Origin of the sequence: Lachnoanaerobaculum gingivalis (assembly GCF_003862475.1) — a bacterium.
Lineage (GTDB): Bacteria > Bacillota > Clostridia > Lachnospirales > Lachnospiraceae > Lachnoanaerobaculum > Lachnoanaerobaculum gingivalis.
In genome coordinates, this window is the sequence record NZ_RRCO01000001.1 from 424878 (window position 1) to 447043 (window position 22166).

A 22166-nucleotide genomic window follows, 5' to 3' on the forward strand; every position below is an offset into this window, starting at 1 on the left:
CTCCTCTAAAAATTTTCTTTTAATTTATTTCTATCTATTTTCCCCAAAGCTGTTAGTGGCCATACGTCTATATATTTAACAATATCCGGTAATTTGAAATCCGCCACATTGTTGGAAATTAAGAATTTTCTAACCTCTTCAAGCGTAAGTTTCTTATCACCATTTAATATAAATACGGCAATTGCTTCTCCATTCAAGTTATCTGGTACGCCTACAACTTGTACTGAGTTGATATTTTCATGAGTAAGCAAAATTTCTTCTAATTCAAGAGGTGTTATCTTTTCACCCGCTCTATTGATTATTTCTTTAATTCTTCCTACAATTTGATAATTTCCATTTTTTAGTTTTCTTGCTTTATCTCCTGTTTTAAAATAACAATCTTGTGTTATACATATTTCATTTACTTCGGGAAGGTTGTAATAGCCATAAATTGTATAAGCACCTCTGGTTATAAGCTCTCCATATTCTTCACCACCTACTTCCTCCCCTTGTTCATCCACAATTAGTATTTCATCATGCTCACTTATCGGTTTGCCTTGTGTTTGCCATCTTGTTTTGTCATCATCTTCTTTATTTGTTGTTAAAATAAGTCCTTCGGCTATTCCGAATATCTGTTGTAGTTTAACGTCAAAAATCCTCTCAATTTTTTCTGCCAACCAAGGTTCCAGGACCGAACCCCCGACTTGTACAATCTTTAAAGAGGAAAGATCATAATCTTCATATTGCAAATAATCCATACAAATATTGGCAATTGCAGGCACAAAGCCTGTTATTGTAACTTTTTCATCTTCTATTAAAGGTAAAATTTCATCAGGACTTGTTACATTACACAAAACCACTTTCCCACCTTTTGCAAAGGTTCCTACTATTCCGGGACAACCTAAAGGAAAATTATGTGCTATAGGCAAAGAGGCAAGATATACAGTTTCTTGATTTAAATCACATCGTTCTCCTGTTTTATTTGCAACATAGATATAATCACAATGTCTTCTTGGAATCAGTTTTGGTATCCCCGTTGTACCACCGGACAATAGCAATAATCCAATTCCTTTATAATCAACATCAGAATGTTTATATTGATTATTATTCTCAATAAGATTTGAAAATCTTTTATATTCTTGATTTTCTCCAAGAATATAAACCTCTAATTGTTTGTTTAATTCAGATTTTATATCACGAATCATGTCTACGTATGAAAATCCTAAATATTTATCCTTTGAAATATATGCTACCGCTTCAGATTTTTCTATAATACCTTTTAATTCATTTTTTCTATGTGCCGGTAAACTCATAATCGGAATAATTCCTGTTTTAAACATCGCAAAAGATATTACTATAAATTCATAACAATTTGGAAGTTGTAGTACAATCTTATCTCCTTTTTTAAAACCTGCTTTAAGTAGTCCATTGGCATATTGGTTAGAAAGTTCGTCAAGATCGTTATATGACAACCTCATATCTCCATCTACAATCGCTATTTTATCTTTATAAGTTTTAGCACAATTAGTAATAAACTCTCCCAATGTCATATGTTCCCAAACATTTTCATCATAAAATTTTTCCAATTTTTCTTTTATTTCTATATTCATACTTCCTCCTATATGCATATCGCTACAAAATATTTACCTGATGATAAATTTAACGTTATCAAATCTTTATTTGTTCTCTTTATCTTATCTTCAATTTTTATTATCTGATGATCATCCATATGAATGACTTCTATCTCTTTAGGACTTCTTATAAGACCGCAACCCTCATATTTTAAGTAAGCCTCTTTTGCTGTCCAATATTTATAAAACATGGATGCATCAAATCCTATATTATTAATTTCTCTGAATGTAAAGCAATTTTCAAGTATATCTTCAAACTCGAAATCATAATTTACTTTTTCAATGTCTATCCCAAGTTCTCTCTTTGAAAAACCAATCACTACATATCCATCTGTATGTGAAATGTTAAATTTAATCCCATTTTGGTTTTTAATATATGGCTTGTGATATTTATCCCTCAAAACAATTACATCTGCAAAAGGAATATCTAATATTGTTTCAAAGCTTTTATTTAAAATGCTTCTCGAAACTGCAAAATTCATCTTTGAAACCTCTGATTTATATGCATCAAGTTTTTCTATTTCCTCATACTTTAAAAAATTTTCTAAATCTTTTATCATAAATGCACTTGTATTAGTTGCCACTAACCCTATGTCAAAAAAATTAAGCGCCTCACTTATTGCAGTTAGATTTTTAAATTCTTTTATGTTTGAAATTTCCAATCTATATATCTTCATCTGAACCAACAAATTCTTTAATTGCCTTTATTACACTTTCAGAAGATGTATTTACAAACATATGCTTACCTTCGATATATTTGTAAGAAAAATCTTTCGTTGTGTAATCTTGCCATTTTAAAAGTTCTTCAAGTTTCATTTCTTCATCAATATCACCCATCAAACCAAGAATACTACTGTCCAGTTTCTTACCCTCTATATCTTGATAATCTTCATCAATAATAAAGTCAGCTCTCAAAGTCGGTAAAAATATACTGATTAAATCCTTGTTATCTAATATCTCATTAGGAGTTCCGTCATATCTTCTTAATCCCTCAATAAATCCTTCATCGTCTAAATGGTAAATGGGGTTTGGTTCTTTATAACAAGGCGCCCTACCTGCTGAAATAATTAAGCCCACAGGGGTTGGAAGTCCACTCTCTTTTAGTTTCAGTGATAGTTCATAAACTATTTTAGTTCCCATACTATGTCCGAAAAAATAATAGGGTAATTTGAAGTCAAAAACTATTTTCATATCTTCAAATATTTCTTCTACAAGTTCCTTTATGTTGCTAATTGCTTTTTCGGAAAACCTGTTTTCTCTTCCCGGATATTGAGCAAAATAAACTTTATTAGGCATAAATTGTTCTCCCCAATTTTTAAAAGAAGATACACCGCCTCCTGCATAAGGAAACATAAATATAACGCCTTTACTCTCATTAACTTCCAAATCATTCCCTGATACAAAATATCTATTCAAATTATCCCCTCCATTCACATTTTTTAATAATTAGCTTTACCTAACTCACAATAAAACATTTTGATAACTATTTTCAATATCTATCGAGGTGTTGTATTATCCATGACTTCATCAGTATAATACAACGTCCTTATTATATCCCTTAATATAGGAATGTTAATTGTTTGTTTCCCATCGCTCCATGCCGAATCCGGCTTAATATGTGCCTCAATTAATACTCCATCCGCTCCGGCAGCAACAGCAGTCTTTGATAATGTTTCTATTAACGATCTTTTCCCCGTAGCATGACTGGGATCAGCAATAATCGGTAAATGGGTCATCTCTTTTAAAAGAGCAATTGATGCAATATCCATTGTATTTCTCATGTAATTCTCATATGTTCTTATTCCTCTTTCACAAAGAATTACTTTTTCATTCCCTTCAAGCATGATATATTCCGCACTTAACAAAAATTCTTTTATCGTTGCACTTAGTCCTCTTTTTAATAGTACAGGTTTATCTATTCTTCCAAGTTCCTTGAGCAATGGATAATTGTACATATTTCTTGAACCGACCTGTAATATATCAACCTTATCTATCATATATTCTAGTTCTCTAACATCCATAATCTCTGTTATAACCGGTATGTCCATCTCATTTCCAATTTTACAAAGAATATCAATACCTACTCTTCCTAATCCTTGAAAGTCATATGGTGAAGTACGTGGCTTAAATGCTCCTCCTCTTAAAATATCAACTCCCGACTCTTTCATATCCAAAGCAATTTTTCTCAATATATCTTCTGATTCAATCGAACATGGACCGGATATGACTACCGATTTATTTCCACCTATTTCTAATTCTTTTATAGAAATTATGGTTTTATCTTTATGCTGTTTAGTTACTAAATATCCATTTTCTAAAGATAAATTTTCCGTTTCTAAAAAAGCTCTTTCATCACTTTCAATCTTTTCTTTTAAGCTATTATCAAATACATTTATAATATGATATTTTTTAACATCATATACATCATGTTCTATTCCTCTTGAAATTAAATAATTGCTACATTTTTTATGACAATCTTTATTGCTGAATACATAATGCATTTCACATCACCATCCTTTAGTTTGAAACAATCCACTTCATCGCCTCACTATATCCATCAAACCCTTTTCCTAAAATTGTCTTCTCTGCAAACTCAGATATAAAAGATTTTTTTCTATAAAATTCTCTCTTGGATATATCCATTAAATGAACCTCCACCATTCTTATCTTGTATATTATCTACAAGGGATATCTCATATTCTAAACTTGATGATAAATCAAATTTTCTCATTTTCAATCCTCTATATAAACAAGCCGATTTATAATACTCCCAACTTTCTCTTTTGTTTCTTCCAACTCTCTTTCCGGATTAGATAATTTCACAATTCCGGCACCAACTCTGACCCAAGTTTCTTTTTCATCCTGAAAAGCTGTTCTCAACACTAAAGCTACATCTAGTGTGCCATTTTGATCATAAGTCAATACCCCACCGCTATATAAGCCTCTTTCATCTTTCTCTAATCTGTCAATAGCTTCTATACACTCTTTTTTAGGAATTCCAGATGCAGTTACCGCCGGGAATAATGCCGTAAGAGCATGCCATTCATTAAATTCGTCTTTAATTTTCCCTCTTAATCTTGAGGCTAAATGTTGAACTGTCCCTCTTTCTAAAACATCCATAAACTGAATTACCGAAACACTATCCTTATCGCAAACTTTTTCTAGTTCCTCATATGCTAATTTTACTGAAACGGCATGTTCCGCAATTTCTTTTGGATCTTTCAAAAGTTCATCTTTTAATTTTTTATTAATCTCTTTATCTTCCGTCAACGCCCTTGTCCCGGCTAATGGAAAAGTATATACGGTTTTATCTCTATCAACCTCAACTACTGTTTCCGGACTAAATCCGACCACTTCTAAATCATCTATTTTCATACAATAAGATCTAGCTGGATTGTTATACTTCCTTCCTTCCAAGTAACTATCCATGAATGAAATTCTTTTTTCTAAATTTATCTTTCTGGATAAAATAACTTTTTCATATTTATTATTTTTAATTTCTTCTATTGCTTTTGATACAATATTTTTGTAGTAATTTTCATCTACAGATTTAATGAGTTCTAATTTTGATTTATCATTTTCCGTTATAATTTCTTTTAATTCTTTCAAATTTGATAAACAATCTTCAACCATAGAAACTATACACTCAAATTCTTCCATATATCTAATTAAAATTCTATTTTTTTCAATTCTAATATCTATATTAGGAATAAATAAGTCCATTAATTTTTCGTTAATTTTTTCATCTAAAAAAGAATTTTTAGCATAACTGAAATTTGCAATTCCATATGCTCTCCAGTCATTCATATGCACTTTTTTAAATATATTAAAAATATCATTGTTTAAAGCATTAACAATAAATTCTTCCATATTTTCATTTCTTACAACTTGAATTTTATCTGAAAAAAATGAAAATCCTATATACTTACCTAGCCCTAACGAAAGTTCATCTTTATGTTTGTTTTCATATATAATATATGAATCATTATGTTGTTTTAAAAAAGATTTTACAATATTAACCGCCATTATGTGCTTATCTAACTTTCTTTCTAATGTATCTATAATATATTCTTTATAGCTTTCTAATTTTTGAAAAAATAGCATATTGTTTCTTTCCCCCTTAATTCAATGATATATATTCCATTTTTATCGTGTTGTATCAGTATGTATTTTGTTCTTCTTATAGAACTCATCTTAAGTATACTGCTAAATAATAACAAATGTCAATATAATATCTCTTGAGTTTTAGGAAATTTTTATGAAAAAAATTTCAAAAAAAATTAGTCATGAATAGATTTCATATCTAATTCATAACTATTTGAATTATTTTTCTATATATTTTGTTAACTTTTCAAAACTGTCATCTGATAAAACATGCTCAATATCACAGGCTTCCTTTTCAGCTGTATCAGTATCAATACCAACTTTTAGTAAAAGTTTCTTTAAATACACATGCTTCTGATAAACTTTTTCTGCTATATGTAGCCCCTCATCTGTTAAGCGTACAATCTTATCTTCACCATATGTTAAATACCTCTTCTCAACAAGAATATGAATAGCTTTAGTAACCACCGACTTTGCCCGCTTCATCTTTTCCATTATGTCTTTATGTTTCACCTTTTCTTTTTCTAAATATAATATATAAATATTCTCTAAATAATTTTCTTCTAAATAATTTTTATGCATTCCTACCCTCTCACATTCCATCTAATTTCTTTTATGTTCACTTTATTATATCTATTCTTCTCATTTTTAGCAAGCACAGTAAGTGCATATGCACTTACGAAAAATTGTCTTAATCCTCGCTTTCGCATCGGACTCTTTCAGTCAATTTTTGCTTGTTGGGGAATATCCCCAAACCCCTGCATAAGTTACTTCTTTAATTTCATCACCTAAGTAGTTTTTGAAAAAGTTTTCACTTCTTTCATTGAAGCTTACTTTCAAAAATGTTATAATCTTCTTGTAACTTATATAACTATTTTATCTCTCTACAGGAGATTTCTGATTTGGAAATATACTATAAAGCAAAACCTGTAAATCAAGCTTAGCACTTGATTCTACAGGTTTTTTCTTTTGCTATTTTTAGGATTTGGAGGTTTTGACATGGCAAACAGAGTAAGAACTCATGGTATTTATTTAATGCTTTCAGATGATGAACTGAAGGTTTTGGAGAAAAAATATAGGCTCTCCGGTTGTAAAACTTTGCGTCAGTTTATTGTGAAATGTATCTTAGGCAAGGATATTTTTGTATTGGATATGACCGCTTTTAGGGAACTTTCCGCAAGTATAGGTAGAATAACCGGCAGCATAAATCAGATTGCAAAGCGGGTAAATTCTACTGCAGCTATCTATAAAGATGACATCCTTGATATACAAGAGCTGCTAAAAAAGCAGGGGAAAGATATTTATTCTCTGCGAAAGAAACTATATGACCTGGGAAATTTAGAAACTATAAATACGGAGGAGAGCTGATGGCTGTTACAAAGATTCATCCAATAGAAAAAACTTTGCACTTAGCCCTAAACTACATCATGAATGCTGATAAGACCGATGAAAAAATCCTTATTTCCTCTTTTAACTGCAATCCTAAGCTTGCTCATCTCGAGTTTGAGCAGACAAAAAGAGAATGTAATTCCAAGGCAAAAATATTGGCAAGGCATTTAATTCAATCTTTCGCTCCCGGAGAAACCACACCAGAGCAGGCACACAAAATAGGACTGGAACTATGCGAAAAAGTCTTTCAAGGAAAGTATGAGTATGTACTCACTACCCATATAGATAAGGGGCATCTTCATAATCATATTTTATTTAATAATGTAAGTTTTGTAACTGGTAAGGCGTATCAAAGCAACAAAAGAAGTTATCATCAAATCAGAACTGTCAGTGATGAGATTTGTAAAGAAAACGGTTTATCTGTCATTGATGAAAACTATAAAAAATTCAAGAACAGATATTCCACAAACGGTAAAAGCTATATTGAATATATGGAATTTAAGAAAGGCGGTTCTTGGAAAAACAGGCTTCACCTTGCTATTGACAAAGCAATTCTAAGGTCCGGTACTTACGAAGAGTTTTTAAAAGCAATGGAAGATTTAGGATATGAAATTAAGATTGGAAAGTATCTTTCATTCCGCCATAAAGACAAAAAAGATACAGGAAGATTTACAAGAACAAAGGCAAATGTGCTTGGAGAAGATTATACCAAAGAACGAATTAAAGAAAGAATTGAAGATCCGACCAAACAGCAGATTTATAATAAAGAACTGCTTTATGACAAAGTCTCTTATAAAAATCCGGATACTATTGTAAATATAAAGAACAATGAAAAGGTAAAAACCTCAAAAGGTTATGAAGTATGGGCAGGCAAGCACAACATGAAAACAATGGCTTCCTCCTTAAATGAAATGAGAAGATATGGCATAAACACCTATGAAGAACTGGAATTAAAATTAAAGAAGGCAGCTTCAGACAGGCAACAATTATTAGATCGGATAAAGCAAGCTGAAAAGGAAATGAAATCCATATATTCTGTGATAGAGAATAAAAACACCCTTTCTAAAAATCAGCTGATCCATGACATATATATTGAAGATAAGGAAAATAAAGCATTTTATGAAGAATACAAGCCACAGATTGTTGCCTATGAAATCGCCTTAAAAGAACTTGCAAAATCAGGATACCGTACATTAAGTATTTCGGAACTGTCAGATAAATACGCTGTTTTGGAACAGAAAAAAATTAACCTTATGGAAGAATATGCCTATCAAAACTTCATGCTCCACGATCTTCAACAAGCAAAGAAAAATACGGATATATACCTTAACAACCATCTGGAAAAATAAAAGAAGGAGATAGCTCCTACCTGATTTTTGGTAGAAAGCAACCTCCTTCTTTATAAGTAATAAAAATATATAGACTCAGGGACAGACATTTTCTTATAGGCTCAAATAGGCTAAGTCAAAACAGTATGATTACCCCGGTGCTAAATTTTTCTGCAAGCTCTGCTTTTTAATAATACTGTTTTCTTATACCTTGTCCATTTCTATAAGATAATCTTCTCTTCTTTTCCATACAACTAAAGAGATTATACCTATTATGATATAGTTTACCACCTGATTGGCTAAATCATTGTTTAAAAGGGGTAGAAAATAAGATTTTTCATTTGTAATAAATCCATGTACTAAAATACAATATACCGTCATTGAGCTGAAAAACGATATAGCTAAATTAAGGATCTTTCCAATCAATCCAAATTTATCATGAATAAGCTTAAATAAGACAGAATATAGCACTACTGCCACTATTGCCGCTAATATATCCCAAAAATATACGGCATATCCGGATGAAAACTTGACAGAAAAATAATGGTGAGTATAATACCAACTTGCTATAAATACCGCAAGTTTATCCATTGCAAATAAGCTTATTTTTACAAATGTCGTTCCTACAAACAGGATAACTCCCAAATATAATATAATTAAGGCTATAAAAATACCAATCATGTCATTTCGTCCTTTCTACTAAAAAATCCTATTTTTCTTATACTATAACGCCCCTCTCCTTTTTTAGCAAACCCTTATTTTAAGTTTAAAAGAGAATCAAAAAAACAGGGGAAAGCAGCTTATCAGGCTGCTAATCCACACACTTTTATCGTTCTACCCCTTTTTCACGGGAGTTTGACAGCTAACTACTCCCTCTATAAACCTCAAACCCTTATAAAGACTGGATTTCAGTCTTATTTTTTTGTCAATTTATTCGTTATTTTATGTAGCTATTTGTAGCTATTTATGGTATAATATGAGCATGGAGGTTGAATGCTATGAAACTTACTGTAAGTAAATCAAAAAACTCTGCTACATTTTATGTTCAGAAATCTATACGCAAATCCAATGGTTCTGTCACTACAGTTACTATTGAAAAACTTGGAAATCTTGATATGGTTAAGACTAGAGCTAATGGAAAAGACCCTTACATTTGGGCTCAGGAATATGTTGATGAACTTAATCGTAAGGAATATGAGGAACAAAAAGAAATTTTAATAAAATGTTCTCCTTCAAAGCTCCTGAAACCTGATGAAAAACATTTGTTTAACTGTGGATATCTATTTCTTCAGAGTATTTACTATTCACTTAAGCTGGATAAAATCTGTTCTAAAATTTCAAAGAAGTATAGCTTTGAATATGATTTGAACGATATTTTATCTCGACTAATTTTTACTCGTATCCTTTATCCATCTTCTAAGTTGGCATCAAATCGTTCTTCCAAAATGTTTATTGAGCAGCCGACCTTTAATTTACATGATATATATCGTTCACTTTCTGTTTTATCTAAAGAAAGTGACTTTATTCAATCTGAGCTTTATAAAAATAGCCAAAGAATACTTCCTCGCAGGAATGACATTCTTTACTATGATTGCACAAACTATTACTTTGAAATCGAGCAGGAAGACGAACTTAGGAAATATGGAAAATCAAAACAACATCAACCACTACCTATTGTCGGAATGGGAATGTTTATGGATCATGACGGTATTCCTCTTGCTTTTGATATTTTCCCCGGAAATAAGAATGAGCAGCCAACACTAAAGCCTCTGGAACAAAAGGTAATCGATGATTATGGTATTGATAGTATTATTATCTGTACAGACGCAGGTCTGTCCTCAAATGCCAATAGAAAGTTTAACGACAAAACTTTATTTGGTGAAAAAATAAGAAGTTTTATAACAACACAATCTATAAAACAACTCCCAAAATATTTAAAGGAGTTTGCTCTAGACCCTGAAGGCTGGTCACTACAAGGTGAAACAGGATTATTTAATCTGAATAACCTTGATGAACAGACAGACTATAATAAAGTCTTTTATAAGGAAAGGTGGATTAAAGAAGATTTATCAGATAAAAAAGTCAAAGAAGGTAATAAAGCTCTAGAGCAACATCTTATAGTATCATTCTCCTTAAAGTACAAAAAATATCATCAGAAAATCAGGCAAAGCCAGATTGACCGTGCTAATAAGCTTATTGAAAAAGGGGAATATAAAAGAAATCAAAAAAATCAAAATGATCCACGCCGTTTTATTGCTACCGAAGCAATGACATCTTCAGGAGAAGTCTGTGACAGAGAAATCCCTTATATAGATTCGAACCTCATAGCTGAAGAGGAAAAATATGACGGTTTCTATGCCGTTTGTACTAATTTGGAGACAACAAGTGCCGAAGAAATAGTTCGTATAAACAAGAAGAGATGGGAAATCGAAGAATGTTTCAGAATCATGAAAACCGAGTTCAGTGCACGCCCCATTTATCTTCAAAGAGAGGATCGCATAAAGGCACACTTCATAACTTGTTTTGCTTCATTGGTAGTCTTTAGGATACTTGAGAAAAAACTTGGTGAACAATATACATGCGATGAGATTATTAACGTATTACGCTCTATGATGATGTATCGTCCGGGAGAAAAGTTAGGATATCTACCCGCTTATACAAGAACAGCCTTAACAGATGCACTTCATGAAGTATTCGGATTTCGTACCGATTACGAAATTTTAACCGATTTGAGTATGAAAAAAGTCTTTCGGGAAAGCAAAAAAAGTAGGTAGTTCTAGCTACACTTTTGTGAATTAAAAAAGGTCTGAAACCCTTGATATATATGGCTTTCAGACCTTTTAGCTGTCAAAGACAGGACTATAACGCCCCTCTCCTTTTTTAGCAAACCCTTATTTTAAGTTTAAAAGAGAATCAAAAAAACAGGGGAAAGCAGCTTATCAGGCTGCTAATCCACACACTTTTATCGTTCTACCCCTTTTTCACTTTTCATATTCACTTGTTCTTTTAATCTGTCATCCGTTTTTTCCTTATAATCATTTAGTTTTTTGAGTGCTGAAGGCTTCTCTTTTGTATCTTGAGATTGTCCTCTGGCTTTTAACAGCTTGGCGGAATATACCTTAAAGTTTGTATATTGCTTTCCATTCTTTCCAATACTAAGCTTTTCTTTTCCTGAAAGTGAAACAAAATCCCCTTTTTTAAAGTCCTTTACTGCTTGAACCTGCTCATTATAAGCAAAGCAATTCATAAACTTTACATTCCCCATTCCGTCATTTTGAGCGATAGAAAAACTTGCAACTCTGAAATCCTGTCCCTCATTTGACCTTAGATCCTTTATTTCAACATCTGCGGTAAGATTGCCTTTGATATACTGCTTTCCTTGGTCATTATTATCTTTCAGACTTGTATTTTCCTGTGTTTGGTATTGCTCGTTTTCACTTATTTCTTCTTTGCTTTTTTCCTGAATGTCTGCATCTTTTTCTATCTCTTCCTGCTTTATATCTTTCGCTGTCTTGAGGTCTTCATCAATAAAGTCCATAAACCTTTCATCAATCAACCCCATATAAGAGTCATTCATATAGTTTTCATAAGCATTATCAAGTATATCTTCATTGTTTATATCTGTTTCCAGTGATATTATTCCCTTGATAAAATCACTATGATTGTATTCCGCCAAGAATGATAGCGTTTCTTTCATACTTTCAAAGCTGTTATTTTGCATATTTGAAATGCTTTTTAAATCATTTGCATATCTTCCGTTTACCCACTCAAACTTGCCGTTTTCTTTATTTTCTTTAATTCCTGATGCTATAACAAATTGTTCACCTGTAAATAATACTGCCTGATTTTTCTTTACATCTAATACCGTTGTATGTTCTCCCAGTGCCGTTTTAATAATATCCCCTTTTTTTAGGTTCATAAATTCCTCCATTTCTGTCTTTACACTTTATTTTTCTATTAAGATCAAGAAAAGAGTACACATAAAAGATACTCTCTTCACATATTTATATATGATATTTTTTATCCGTATCCTACCTTGCCTCCTCAAAGTATTCCAACTGATTTTCCCTTGCACCTGTTTGACTGATTTGTTCCTTATACCCGTTTAACTTCTCTACTACAGAGTTTCTTTCTCTTCTATCCAGATCTCCGATACTTTGTACCTTGCTATCTCTAAAGTCTGCATCGTACCTGTCCGCTACACCGTCCAAGTCCGTATCTTTTTCTAACGGATCATAGAAATTTCCCTCATCATCAATTTCAAGCCCCATCACCTCTTTTAACTTTTCTTCATCCACATAGATAAGCTCATTAAAATCCCAAATACCTATGTTTGCCTTTATCTGCACAAGCTCTCTTCTATCGCTTGCATCAAGAGGATCATAGGTGTACTGAAAGCTGTTAACTAAAGTATTATCAACATAAGTGTTTAATTTATAATTGATTAAATCAAGGCTTGTCTGTATTTCATGCTTTTCATCCGGCGTAGTCGTATAAGCAAGCCTTATATCGCTTAAATCAGGAAACAAAGTATAAAAATCCTCTACACTATGATTTTCCTCATACTCTTTATTTAAGAAATGAATTAATTCTTCTTTTACTTCTTCAAGTAATGAATTTTTTTCCTCTGTTACTGCTTCTTTTTGCCCCATGTCAAGTAGATTATTTACCTCTGCAAGTCTTAGTGTCTTTTCTTTTAGAAGTTCATCCTGTGGAAATTTCTTCCCGATTTCAAGTTTTGCGGTTTCTAGTTGACTTTCGGTATCTCTAAGCTTACCTATAGTTTGCTCCAGTCTCTCAGGTATTTTATCAAGGACATTATCCATTCTCGTTATATTTCCGATACCGTCCGTTCCAAATTCACCATAATGATTCTCTTCGCCTTTTAGATTAAATTTATACTGATTGGAAAAGCTGTCATAGTATACAAATAAATCAAAGTTTCTGTACTCTCCGATTTTTACTTCTTCCGACTTAAAATCATCCGTCTTTCTTATGCTTTTTATCTTGCTTATCAAAAATTCTCCGGCTTGTCTTTTATCCGTATATTTTTTGCCGTCAAGAATAAGAGAGGTGAATTTTGATACTGCTTCTTTATCCGACTTTTTCTCTATCTCCATTAAATTTTCTCCTACATTCTCCAAACTTGACTGAACATATACTGTCTTATCTGTATTTTCTTCTCTATATGGCTCTATACTTCCTATATCTTTTTTCAAGTTTTCTATTTTATTTTTTAAATTTTCTATTTCTTTAGGGTAAACCTTTACTACCTTATCCTCAAGTTTATACAGGTTTGATTTGAAGTTGGACTCAAGCATTTTTAGCTTGGATACCTCCACATCAAGATCCATCTTCTCACGAATTAAAGGATTACCTGTCGCAAGTGCCTTTATTTCAGCATAATTTAATGTAGCCTCATCCACATCCTCTGCAACTCTTACCGGTGTTTTACTTGTCATTATCTGCGAAATATACTTTTGTTTGTTCTCAAGTGTTTGGAAAAGATAAGCATCAAAGGTATTTTCAGTTACATATCTGAAGATATAAACATCCTTATTTTCATTTCCCTGTCTTACGATCCTTCCGGCTCTTTGAGAGAGATCCGCAGGTCTCCATGGTATATCAAGATCGTGAATGGCAATGAGTTTATCTTGTGCATTGGTTCCTGCTCCCATTTTCTGTGTAGAGCCTAAAAGCACACGAATTTCTCCTTTCCTTACCTTATCAAAGATAGCATCCTTTTCCCTGTTGTTATTTGCATTATGGATAAATTCAATTTCTTCTTTTGGAATTCCCAACATAATGAGTTTGTTCCTAATATCATCATAAATATTAAACTCGCTTGATGGTGTGGACATATCACAAAAGACAAGCTGTACCGATTTTTTATCTGTATATTTATCCCATATACTGAAGATATTTTTTACACAAGTATTCACCTTACTGTTCTCATCATCAGGAAGTAGGGGATTTATAAGCCTCTGATCAAGTGCCATCTTCTTTCCGTCATTTGTAATAAGCAGCATATTATCGACAGAGGAATCCACCTGTTTTGCTCGAACCTTATCCGCTCTTTCAGAAAAAGTTTCAAGTATTTGCTTTTGCTCCTCGCTAGGCTTTGTCTTTATATTCTCATAGTGTGCATTTGGAACAGGAAGATTTAATACATCCGCTGTTTTTATATCCATAAACTGCTTAACCATGTTCATCAGTTCCGGGAGATTATAAAACTTTGAAAATCTTGTCTTACTTCTATATCCGTTTCCTTCGGGATTAAGTTCTATTGCCGTAACTGTTTCTCCAAAGGTTGATGCCCAAGAGTCAAAGTGCTGAAGGTGCATTTTTTTAAGTTCGTCATACTGAAGATACCTTTGCATGGTGTAAAGTTCAGCCATACTGTTGCTAACAGGAGTTCCTGTTGCAAAAACAACTCCCTTACCGTCTGTTATCTCATCCATATATCTGCATTTCATAAGCATATCGGACGACTTTTGTGAATCTGTTGCACTGATTCCTGAAACATTTCTCATTTTTGAAAACAGGTACAGATTTTTATATGAATGGGCTTCATCCACAAAAAGCTTATCAATTCCCAGTTCCTCAAAAGTTACCACATCATCTTTTTTATAATCATCATTAAGTTTCTTTAACTTTGCCTCCAGACTTTTCTTTGTCTTTTCAAGCTGCTTTACACTAAATCTTTGATCCCTGTCTCTTTTATATTCTCCGATAAATTCCACAATCTCATCGATCTGACTTTTAAGTTCATACTCCTGTCTTTCCTTTGAAATCGGAATTTTCTCAAATTGACTATGACCTATAATAACCGCATCATAGTCTCCTGTTGCAATCCTACTGCAAAATCTTTTCCGCTTGTCCGGTGTAAAGTCCTTTTCTGTAGCACAAAGTATATTGGCTGCCGGATAAAGCTCGTTAAATTCACGCCCGAACTGTTCCACGATATGATTTGGAACTACAAACATGGCTTTTGAACTCATTCCAAGCCTTTTAGACTCCATCGCAATTCCTATCATCTCAAAGGTCTTACCTGCTCCTACTTCATGTGCAAGCAGTGTATTTCCTCCAAAAAGCCCTCTTGCTATTGCATCTTTTTGATGAGGTCTAAGCTTAATTTCAGGGTTTATCCCGTCAAAGGGCAAATGACTTCCGTCATACTCCCTCAATCGAATGGAATTAAATCTTTCATTATATTTTTTCACCAGCCGGTTTCTTCTGTCCACATCCTCAAAGATCCAATTTTTAAATTCTTCTTTTATAATTTCCTGTTTACTTCTTGCAAGCATGGTTTCTTTCTGATTTAAAACAGATGTTTTCTTTCCGTCCGAATCAATGATCTGGTCATATACTTTTGTATCTCTAAGATTTAGACTATCCTCTATAAGCTTATATGCACTCACTCTGCTTGTTCCATAGGTGAAATTAGCCAGGTCGTTATTTTTATCTGTGCTTTTTCCCTCTACCCTATACTCTCCCGTAAAATCATTATATTTAATATCTATATTCCATCTGTTTGATGCGGAGGTCTTTAACAGATTAAACATAAAGCTCTTATAGTCTTTTTCAGGTATCCATGTAGAACCCATCTTGACAGTTATATCACTTGCTTCAAGATTTTTTGGCATTACTTCTTCCAGTCTTTTTTTCTGATAATTAAGAGCGGATAATTCCTGTTTTAATACCGAAATTTTTTCTGTTATTTCCGATTTATATGATAATTCTTCCTGATTGGATCTTCTTGCTTCAAATCCCGATTGTAATTCATGAGGCTTATCTAACTCCTCTTCATTCCTTTTGACTTCATAATCTATATTTTTTATATATGCGTCTACTACTTCAATTTTCTCTCTGATATTACCTGATAAGTATTCATCTGCACTGACATATTCTCTTGAAAAATCCACTAAATCCAAAGCTGATGAAAAAGGCGTAATATCACTTGGTTCAAAACTGTCAAGATTTAAGAATATCTCTCCTTTTAGCCCTTCTATCAGCTCTTTTCTTATATTTCCTGTAAGCTCCTCCATATACTCAAAGTTTACATTTCCCTTTTGAGATATAGAAAGGATTAATGCCTCTGTTAAGCTATCCGTATGTTCAATTACCATAGCTTTTTTAATGGTTCTTTTTGTAAAAATATCGGACTTACCGATAAAGTTACCTTCTTTATTAAGGTTTTCCAAGGTGGACACTAAAGAGTAGTTGGCATCCTCCTGGAGTAGTCTTTTATTTGCCCTTGAATTAATAAGTCCGTATTTACCTGAAAAATCATCATAAAGCTTATTTAATCTCCCCTGTAAGGCTTTTATTTCCTCATCCGGATAATCTTCCTTTTGATAGGTAATTACTTCTCTTAACGCTTTTTCTATTTCAAGATATGCCCCTATCTTCTCCTCGTCAGCTTTATTTAAAAGTACCCTTTGCATAATCGAGTTTTCCCTAAAGTACACCTTATCTTCAATCACTACATAGGAATAATTTTTAACATTGTCATCAGCCGGAAGTATTTCTGTTTCAAGTTCCTCATTTGACTTCGCCTTTTCATAAGTGCCTTTGATATTTTTAATTGCATCCTCAAGCTGTTCTTTTATCGGTTTACTTTCATCTGCAATGCAAGAAAGAGTAGTGCCAAACCTCCCCGATATTTCCTGCATATTTCCAAGTACCATATGTGGATTATCTACAAAGTATTTATTATAGCTTAGTCCCTGCCTGTCCTTATCAAGCTTAACCCAGTCCTCATCTATCTTTAATAGCCTGTCTCTTTTCTTTAAGAAAATAATATCACTTGTAACCTCTGTACCGGCTTCACCTTTAAATGTATTATTCGGCAGTCTTATAGCTCCCAGAAACTCCGCACGCTCACTTATATATCTTCTTATATCCTCATTTCTTTTATCCATTGTGCCTGATGAAGTTATAAAAGCAATCACTCCTTTGCTACGCACCTTATCCAGTGTTTTAGCAAAAAAATAATCGTGAATAAGAAAGTTGTTTTTTTCATACTCACGATCGGATACCCTATAATCTCCAAAAGGTACATTTCCTACAGCTATGTCAAAAAGATTATTTGAAAAAGCAGTCTTTTCAAAGCCTTTTACCTGAATGTTTGAATTGGGATAAAGCTTTTTAGCAATCTGTCCGCTGGTACTGTCAAGTTCTATGCCGTAAAACTTTGAGTTTTGCATTGACAAAGGAAGATTTCCGATAAATCTTCCTATTCCCATACTTGGCTCTAAGATATTTCCACTCTCAAATCCCATATCGTATAAAGTCTTATAAATTGCATCTATTACTACCTTTGGAGTATAAAAGGCGGTAAGTGTACTCCCCTTAGCAGCTTCATACTCTGATGGTGATAGGTTTTCTTTTAAGAACATCCTTGCTTCCTGCCACTGACCTCCCCGCTCTTCATCAAAGACATCTGAAAGCCCACCCCAACCTACATACTTGCTTAAAATATCCTGTTCTTCTTTACTTGCATTTCTGTTTTCTTTATCAAGCTGCTTTAGTACTCTTATTGCTTCAACGTTATTTTTTAATCGCTCTGACGGTACTAAGACTTCATCTTCTCTTGTTATCCTATAATTGACTGGAGAAATATTTTTCACATATTCTCCGCTTGTATAGGTTTCTTCTTGTCTTGGTACTTCAATTAAAGCCTCTTTATTTAAGGCAAGTAAATCTTCTTTATTCAGATTCTCCTTTAATGATTTTTCTGCTGTGGAAAGTATCTCAAAGTCAAGTTCGTTTTCATTTCTGAATGCAATAATCTCACTTCCTGTAATAAAGCCGGTAAGATACCCTTCATTATCATCCAATTTTATTGTCTTATAGTTTCCATAATCCTCTATTTCCGAAATCAGGTATTCCTTTCCTTGATATCTTACCTGCATACCTTCTTTAAAAATCGGCTCATTTACATTTTCTTGTTCATTTGCCTTTTTAATCTGTTCATTTATATAACCTATAAGGAGTACATTTCTGTGGTTATCATCAAGTAAATATGAAAAATTTTGCAGCATCTTTTTGTAACTGTCATAAGATATTGCTACATTACTATTTAATAAATATCCGTTATACCTTAAAAGCTGCTTTAATTCTCGGTTTTTCATGTCTAAGACAAGTTCAGCTTCATACCCGGTTTTCCCGTCTATGCTGTTTCTTATATGCTCCGGTACTTTTAAGTTTCCTTCATCTACAGTCTTTTTAAGCAAAGTAAATTCTTCATTTTGTGGGTTGAATTGATATTCATCCTCTTTCTTTACTTCCTTAAAAGTCAGAGCAGATATAATCTCATTTTTAGCTCTAAGCTCTGATGCCTTTTTATTTTCTTCTTTTGATTTTGGCTGTTTTTGTACATCGGACACAATATCCTTATTTTCATATCGATCATTCTTTATTAAGTCTTTAATCCTTACTGCCACTTGACTCCAGCTAAGCATAACTTCCGGAGAGTTTCCCTTTTTAAGCCCGATTCCCTTAGCATCATGCCATTCACTGCTTTCCATATTTCCTGATAAAGCATGAGTTCTTCCACCTGTGCCGTACTCATTTTTTAAAAACTCCGCCTGTTCTGAAAGTGTATGATTTTCTCTAAAAAAGTCGGCAATCCGTTTTTCACCTCCTGAAATACCGCTTCCTCTTCTTAAATTTTCATCTATCTCATCTTCTGTGATAAATTCTTTTATCTTTGGTAGTTCAATAAGACCTGAACTAAATTCCTTCCTTGGTATCTCCAAATCATTCAGACTTTTTAAAATCTCTTCCACCTTGTGAAAATGAAATCTTAATATCCCCTTATTTTCCATATAGTCCTGTAAAAATATGCTATATTCTTCTCTAAGCTTATTTCTAAATTCAGGACTTCTAAGCTTTTCTGAAAGTTCTTCGGTTTCGTCAGGAAATCCGTTTTTTTCTGTTCGGTCAAGAACCTGTAGGTAAGCTTCTTTTACATCATCTGCAAAATCTCTTTTTAAGTACCACAATTTTTCTACAAGTTTTTTTCTTTCATAGTAAAAGGCTTCCGCCACCTCTACATTGGTTGCATATTCACCGCTTTCAATAAGTTCTCCTATACGTTTCGCTGCATTACTCCATGATAAAATCTGCATCGGATTTGTTTTTGATGAAATATCATTGGATAAGTAAACTCCTTCTTTATCATACCATGCACAAACCTTATTCCCGGCTACCTCATAACCGTTTCCACCTCTAAAGCTGCTTTGAAGGAAATCAGCTAATTCTTCTATACTTTTTCCCTTAGAATACTCAGCCAAAATCTTTAATCTTAGGTCTTCTTCATTTCCTCCATAAATTAAAACCGTATCTACTTCTTTTTGCTGTAAGGGCAAGTTAAATCGCACCTGACCGCCCTCATTCCCGGCAAAAGAAAAGGAAGTCTTTTCAACTTCCCTTTCAATATTTCTGATATTTAGTCGTGAATCACTTTCTATGCCCAGACTATCTGTTCCAATACCATCCTTGTAAGTGTCATATCGAGATTTTTCTTCAGTCCCATATATTTCAGAAAATCCTCCGACTTCAGTTCGTTTGTCAGCCCCCAGATTTGCATCATTTTCGGCTCTTCCTTCTCCAAAAACTCCTGTGCCTGTTCCTCTATATTTAGAAGATGCTCCATCAGTGTCTCTTTGTAATACATACTCTGATACTGATTCTCCCTGTTCTCCTTCAGGAATTTGAGCCTCTCCCTGCCAAATCTGTTCAGTCTGCTCTGATCTACTATCTTTGGCATCTTTATATTCGGTATCAAAACTTCCTCTCCATCTTCCATCTTCTCCAAACTGTATGTTCCCCCCTGTTTCTCGAACAGATTCTCTTTGACTATCGGGGTGTAGGTTTCTTCCTCCAAAAGATATTCCCTGTTCGCCAGTATTACTGTTTCTCTCATCAGCCAAGCCTCCTTTATTTTCTTCTATCTCATTATTTATTGCTCCGGTATTTTCACTGCTATCATTTACATTATAATGCTCCTTGTCGGTCTTTGTCTGCTCTTTTATCTCTATTTCTTTAAGTTTTTCTCTCTCACCTATCCTCCCTATTTCTCTTCCGATAGCTATAAGCATTTCTTTAGAAATTAAAGATATTTCTCCAAGAAGGCTGTCAATATCCTGTCCATGCTTAATACCTGATACGGTTTCCAGTTTGCCCTCATCAACAGGAATACCTATATCCATTCTTTGTGCAAGTGAAACCTTTATGGATTCTGTGATAAATTGCATCAGTTCTACTTTGGTATAACTTTTAAGTGTATCATCCGTCAGCATATCAAATATGGTATATAGTTTTTTCCTAACATATAAATCTATAAGTGCGGTTATCTTTTCTTCCTGTGAAAAAAGTAGCCTGCTGTTTCTTTCTTTAAAGCTGTCAATCAGTGAATCTACAGCTAAAGTATGCTTCTCAGGTTCATATTTCCACAGTTTTACTTCATTGATCTTATTTCCTATACTGACTGTTTGACTGACATCAAATACATACTTTACCTTTGGTATGCTTCTACTTAAATCAAGAATCGGTATTCCCTTTTCTCCTCTTTTTACACTTCTTCCAAGCTTTTTCCAAAAATCATACTCCGCACAGGCAGTTGCTCTCTTGTAGGTACTGTAAATACTTAACTGGTGCATATATGAGTATTTATAGTTATTTCCCATTGTCTTTAGAAAATCTTTGTAGGCACTTACATCCCTTCTGATTTCCTCTAAAGAGTGAGATAAAATATCACTGATTTTTTCAGTTGAATATCTTGGCATCTTTCCCTCCTTCTTATTTTCAGTCTCTTCTTGTTTTACATTATTTATAATATCGGCCTTTTCTTTATTCCAATCATAAAACTTTCTTATGCCGTTCATTGCCCTGTCTGCAATATAGTGTATATAGTCCGTACTTCCTCGCCTTTTATACCACTTATTTCTTTTAAGCCCGCTATTTTCCATAAGGCTGATTGACGCTTCCACATCTGAGGTGTAATAAAGCAACCTCCCAAGCATAAAAAAATCAGCCTCAGACCGGCTGTTAAAATAGTTTTGATAATTCCCGTTATATATTTGTCTTAGATCTTCTCCGCTATAGTTAAAGTATCTCCTATTAAAAAGTATGTTTAGAATATCATCTTGTGAAAATCTGTTTTTATCAGCCAAACTGCTTGGACTTAAATTAATCCTACCGACTTTGGATTCCCCATAATCTATCCTTGGCATATATGTTTTATAAAGTGGCAACAGCTCCTGATTGATATTTACTATTTTACTTCTGTCTTTATCCTTTAATATATTCCCGGTTATCGTAAAAAATCTGTCCCTGTCATAAATTTCAAGGTTTTTATATCGCTTCCTTTCTCCCGGTACTTTACCCTTTCCTATAAAATGCAGTCCTGTTTTTGACGGAGAGATTTCCGCATAGGTGGAAATCCCTCTTAGAAAATCTGCTGTCATGGAAGCGGCATTTAAGTCCATACTGTATTCCATTATCTCATCACTTACCTTATCTATATCAATTCCTATATACCCGTCCCCTAAGAAAAATCCCAAGCCGGTTCCTTGATTTTTACATAAAGTATCCATGCAATCATCAAAACTGTGCCAAGTTTTTCTATCATTTGACTTGGCAGGTTTTCCATTTGGCATAATAGGCATTTTTGTGTTTTTTCCGTCTCTTACAATGATTTTATAAAGGCACCATCTTTTCTCTTGCT

Annotated in this window: 14 protein-coding genes; 3 read left to right on the forward strand and 11 right to left on the reverse strand. The window is 33.3% G+C overall.

What is annotated here, in order from left to right:
- Window positions 1-5: 5 nt before the first annotated feature.
- The 7 genes from EHV10_RS01990 to EHV10_RS02020 form a co-directional block, all read right to left on the reverse strand.
- Window positions 6-1589, reverse strand: a complete 1584-nt coding sequence (locus EHV10_RS01990; RefSeq protein ID WP_128673177.1) for a (2,3-dihydroxybenzoyl)adenylate synthase — start codon at window positions 1587-1589, stop codon at window positions 6-8.
- 8 nt (window positions 1590-1597) lie between these two features.
- Window positions 1598-2287 carry a 4'-phosphopantetheinyl transferase family protein gene (locus tag EHV10_RS01995; protein WP_128673178.1) on the reverse strand — a complete coding sequence of 230 codons (690 nt, stop codon included), beginning with the start codon at window positions 2285-2287 and terminating at the stop codon, window positions 1598-1600.
- Window positions 2274-3026, reverse strand: a complete 753-nt coding sequence (locus tag EHV10_RS02000) for a thioesterase II family protein (RefSeq protein WP_243116041.1) — start codon at window positions 3024-3026, stop codon at window positions 2274-2276. The genes EHV10_RS01995 and EHV10_RS02000 overlap by 14 nt, the downstream gene beginning before the upstream one ends.
- Window positions 3027-3106: 80 nt before the next feature.
- Complete coding sequence (gene aroF, locus EHV10_RS02005; RefSeq protein WP_128673179.1) at window positions 3107-4111, reverse strand: 3-deoxy-7-phosphoheptulonate synthase; 1005 nt, start codon at window positions 4109-4111, stop codon at window positions 3107-3109.
- A gap of 16 nt (window positions 4112-4127) precedes the next feature.
- Window positions 4128-4253, reverse strand: coding sequence for a type II 3-dehydroquinate dehydratase (locus EHV10_RS02010; protein WP_207667118.1), 126 nt, complete (start codon window positions 4251-4253; stop codon window positions 4128-4130).
- A 90-nt stretch (window positions 4254-4343) separates the two neighbouring features.
- Window positions 4344-5714: a salicylate synthase gene (locus tag EHV10_RS02015; RefSeq protein ID WP_128673181.1), complete on the reverse strand. Its 1371-nt coding sequence runs from the start codon at window positions 5712-5714 to the stop codon at window positions 4344-4346.
- A gap of 219 nt (window positions 5715-5933) precedes the next feature.
- A complete protein-coding gene (locus EHV10_RS02020; RefSeq protein ID WP_128673182.1) occupies window positions 5934-6296 on the reverse strand; it encodes a metal-dependent transcriptional regulator in 363 nt (120 codons plus the stop codon).
- 417 nt (window positions 6297-6713) lie between these two features.
- On the opposite strand from EHV10_RS02020, the gene EHV10_RS02025 reads away from it, so the two are divergent.
- Together EHV10_RS02025 and EHV10_RS02030 are read left to right on the forward strand one after the other, a co-directional pair.
- On the forward strand, window positions 6714-7082 hold the full coding sequence (locus EHV10_RS02025; RefSeq protein ID WP_128673183.1) for a plasmid mobilization protein: 369 nt from the start codon (window positions 6714-6716) through the stop codon (window positions 7080-7082).
- On the forward strand, window positions 7082-8452 hold the full coding sequence (locus tag EHV10_RS02030) for a relaxase/mobilization nuclease domain-containing protein (protein WP_128673184.1): 1371 nt from the start codon (window positions 7082-7084) through the stop codon (window positions 8450-8452). Before EHV10_RS02025 ends, EHV10_RS02030 begins: the two co-directional genes overlap by 1 nt.
- Before the next feature lie 183 nt (window positions 8453-8635).
- Here EHV10_RS02030 and EHV10_RS02035 read toward each other — a convergent pair whose 3' ends face one another.
- The gene (locus tag EHV10_RS02035) at window positions 8636-9112 is read right to left on the reverse strand and encodes a conjugal transfer protein (RefSeq protein WP_128673185.1); all 477 of its coding nucleotides are present in this window, start codon (window positions 9110-9112) and stop codon (window positions 8636-8638) included.
- A 317-nt stretch (window positions 9113-9429) separates the two neighbouring features.
- Between EHV10_RS02035 and EHV10_RS02040 the strand changes: the two genes are divergently transcribed.
- Window positions 9430-11205, forward strand: a complete 1776-nt coding sequence (locus tag EHV10_RS02040) for an IS1634 family transposase (protein ID WP_034211103.1) — start codon at window positions 9430-9432, stop codon at window positions 11203-11205.
- Between the two features lie 188 nt (window positions 11206-11393).
- On the opposite strand, the gene EHV10_RS02045 is transcribed toward EHV10_RS02040, so the two are convergent.
- The 3 genes from EHV10_RS02045 to EHV10_RS15505 form a co-directional block, all read right to left on the reverse strand.
- Window positions 11394-12350 carry a single-stranded DNA-binding protein gene (locus tag EHV10_RS02045; protein WP_128673186.1) on the reverse strand — a complete coding sequence of 319 codons (957 nt, stop codon included), beginning with the start codon at window positions 12348-12350 and terminating at the stop codon, window positions 11394-11396.
- A 112-nt stretch (window positions 12351-12462) separates the two neighbouring features.
- On the reverse strand, window positions 12463-19566 hold the full coding sequence (locus tag EHV10_RS02050) for a helicase-related protein (RefSeq protein ID WP_408610083.1): 7104 nt from the start codon (window positions 19564-19566) through the stop codon (window positions 12463-12465).
- 338 nt (window positions 19567-19904) lie between these two features.
- Window positions 19905-20363, reverse strand: coding sequence for a TnpV protein (locus EHV10_RS15505; protein ID WP_408610084.1), 459 nt, complete (start codon window positions 20361-20363; stop codon window positions 19905-19907).
- Window positions 20364-22166 lie beyond the last annotated feature (1803 nt).

Excerpts from the sequence above, each read along its gene's own strand:
- EHV10_RS02015 (WP_128673181.1), bottom strand. The coding sequence starts at position 5,714 with ATGCTATTTTTTCAAAAATTAGAAAGCTATAAAGAATATATTATAGAT.
- EHV10_RS01995 (WP_128673178.1), bottom strand. The coding sequence starts at position 2,287 with ATGAAGATATATAGATTGGAAATTTCAAACATAAAAGAATTTAAAAAT.
- EHV10_RS02025 (WP_128673183.1), top strand. The coding sequence starts at position 6,714 with ATGGCAAACAGAGTAAGAACTCATGGTATTTATTTAATGCTTTCAGAT.
- EHV10_RS02020 (WP_128673182.1), bottom strand. The coding sequence starts at position 6,296 with ATGCATAAAAATTATTTAGAAGAAAATTATTTAGAGAATATTTATATA.
- EHV10_RS02040 (WP_034211103.1), top strand. The coding sequence starts at position 9,430 with ATGAAACTTACTGTAAGTAAATCAAAAAACTCTGCTACATTTTATGTT.
- EHV10_RS02045 (WP_128673186.1), bottom strand. The coding sequence starts at position 12,350 with ATGAACCTAAAAAAAGGGGATATTATTAAAACGGCACTGGGAGAACAT.
- EHV10_RS02050 (WP_408610083.1), bottom strand. The coding sequence starts at position 19,566 with ATGCAGATTTTATCATGGAGTAATGCAGCGAAACGTATAGGAGAACTT.
- EHV10_RS01990 (WP_128673177.1), bottom strand. The coding sequence starts at position 1,589 with ATGAATATAGAAATAAAAGAAAAATTGGAAAAATTTTATGATGAAAAT.
- EHV10_RS02010 (WP_207667118.1), bottom strand. The coding sequence starts at position 4,253 with ATGGATATATCCAAGAGAGAATTTTATAGAAAAAAATCTTTTATATCT.
- aroF (WP_128673179.1), bottom strand. The coding sequence starts at position 4,111 with ATGCATTATGTATTCAGCAATAAAGATTGTCATAAAAAATGTAGCAAT.
- EHV10_RS02035 (WP_128673185.1), bottom strand. The coding sequence starts at position 9,112 with ATGATTGGTATTTTTATAGCCTTAATTATATTATATTTGGGAGTTATC.
- EHV10_RS02030 (WP_128673184.1), top strand. The coding sequence starts at position 7,082 with ATGGCTGTTACAAAGATTCATCCAATAGAAAAAACTTTGCACTTAGCC.
- EHV10_RS15505 (WP_408610084.1), bottom strand. The coding sequence starts at position 20,363 with ATGAGAGAAACAGTAATACTGGCGAACAGGGAATATCTTTTGGAGGAA.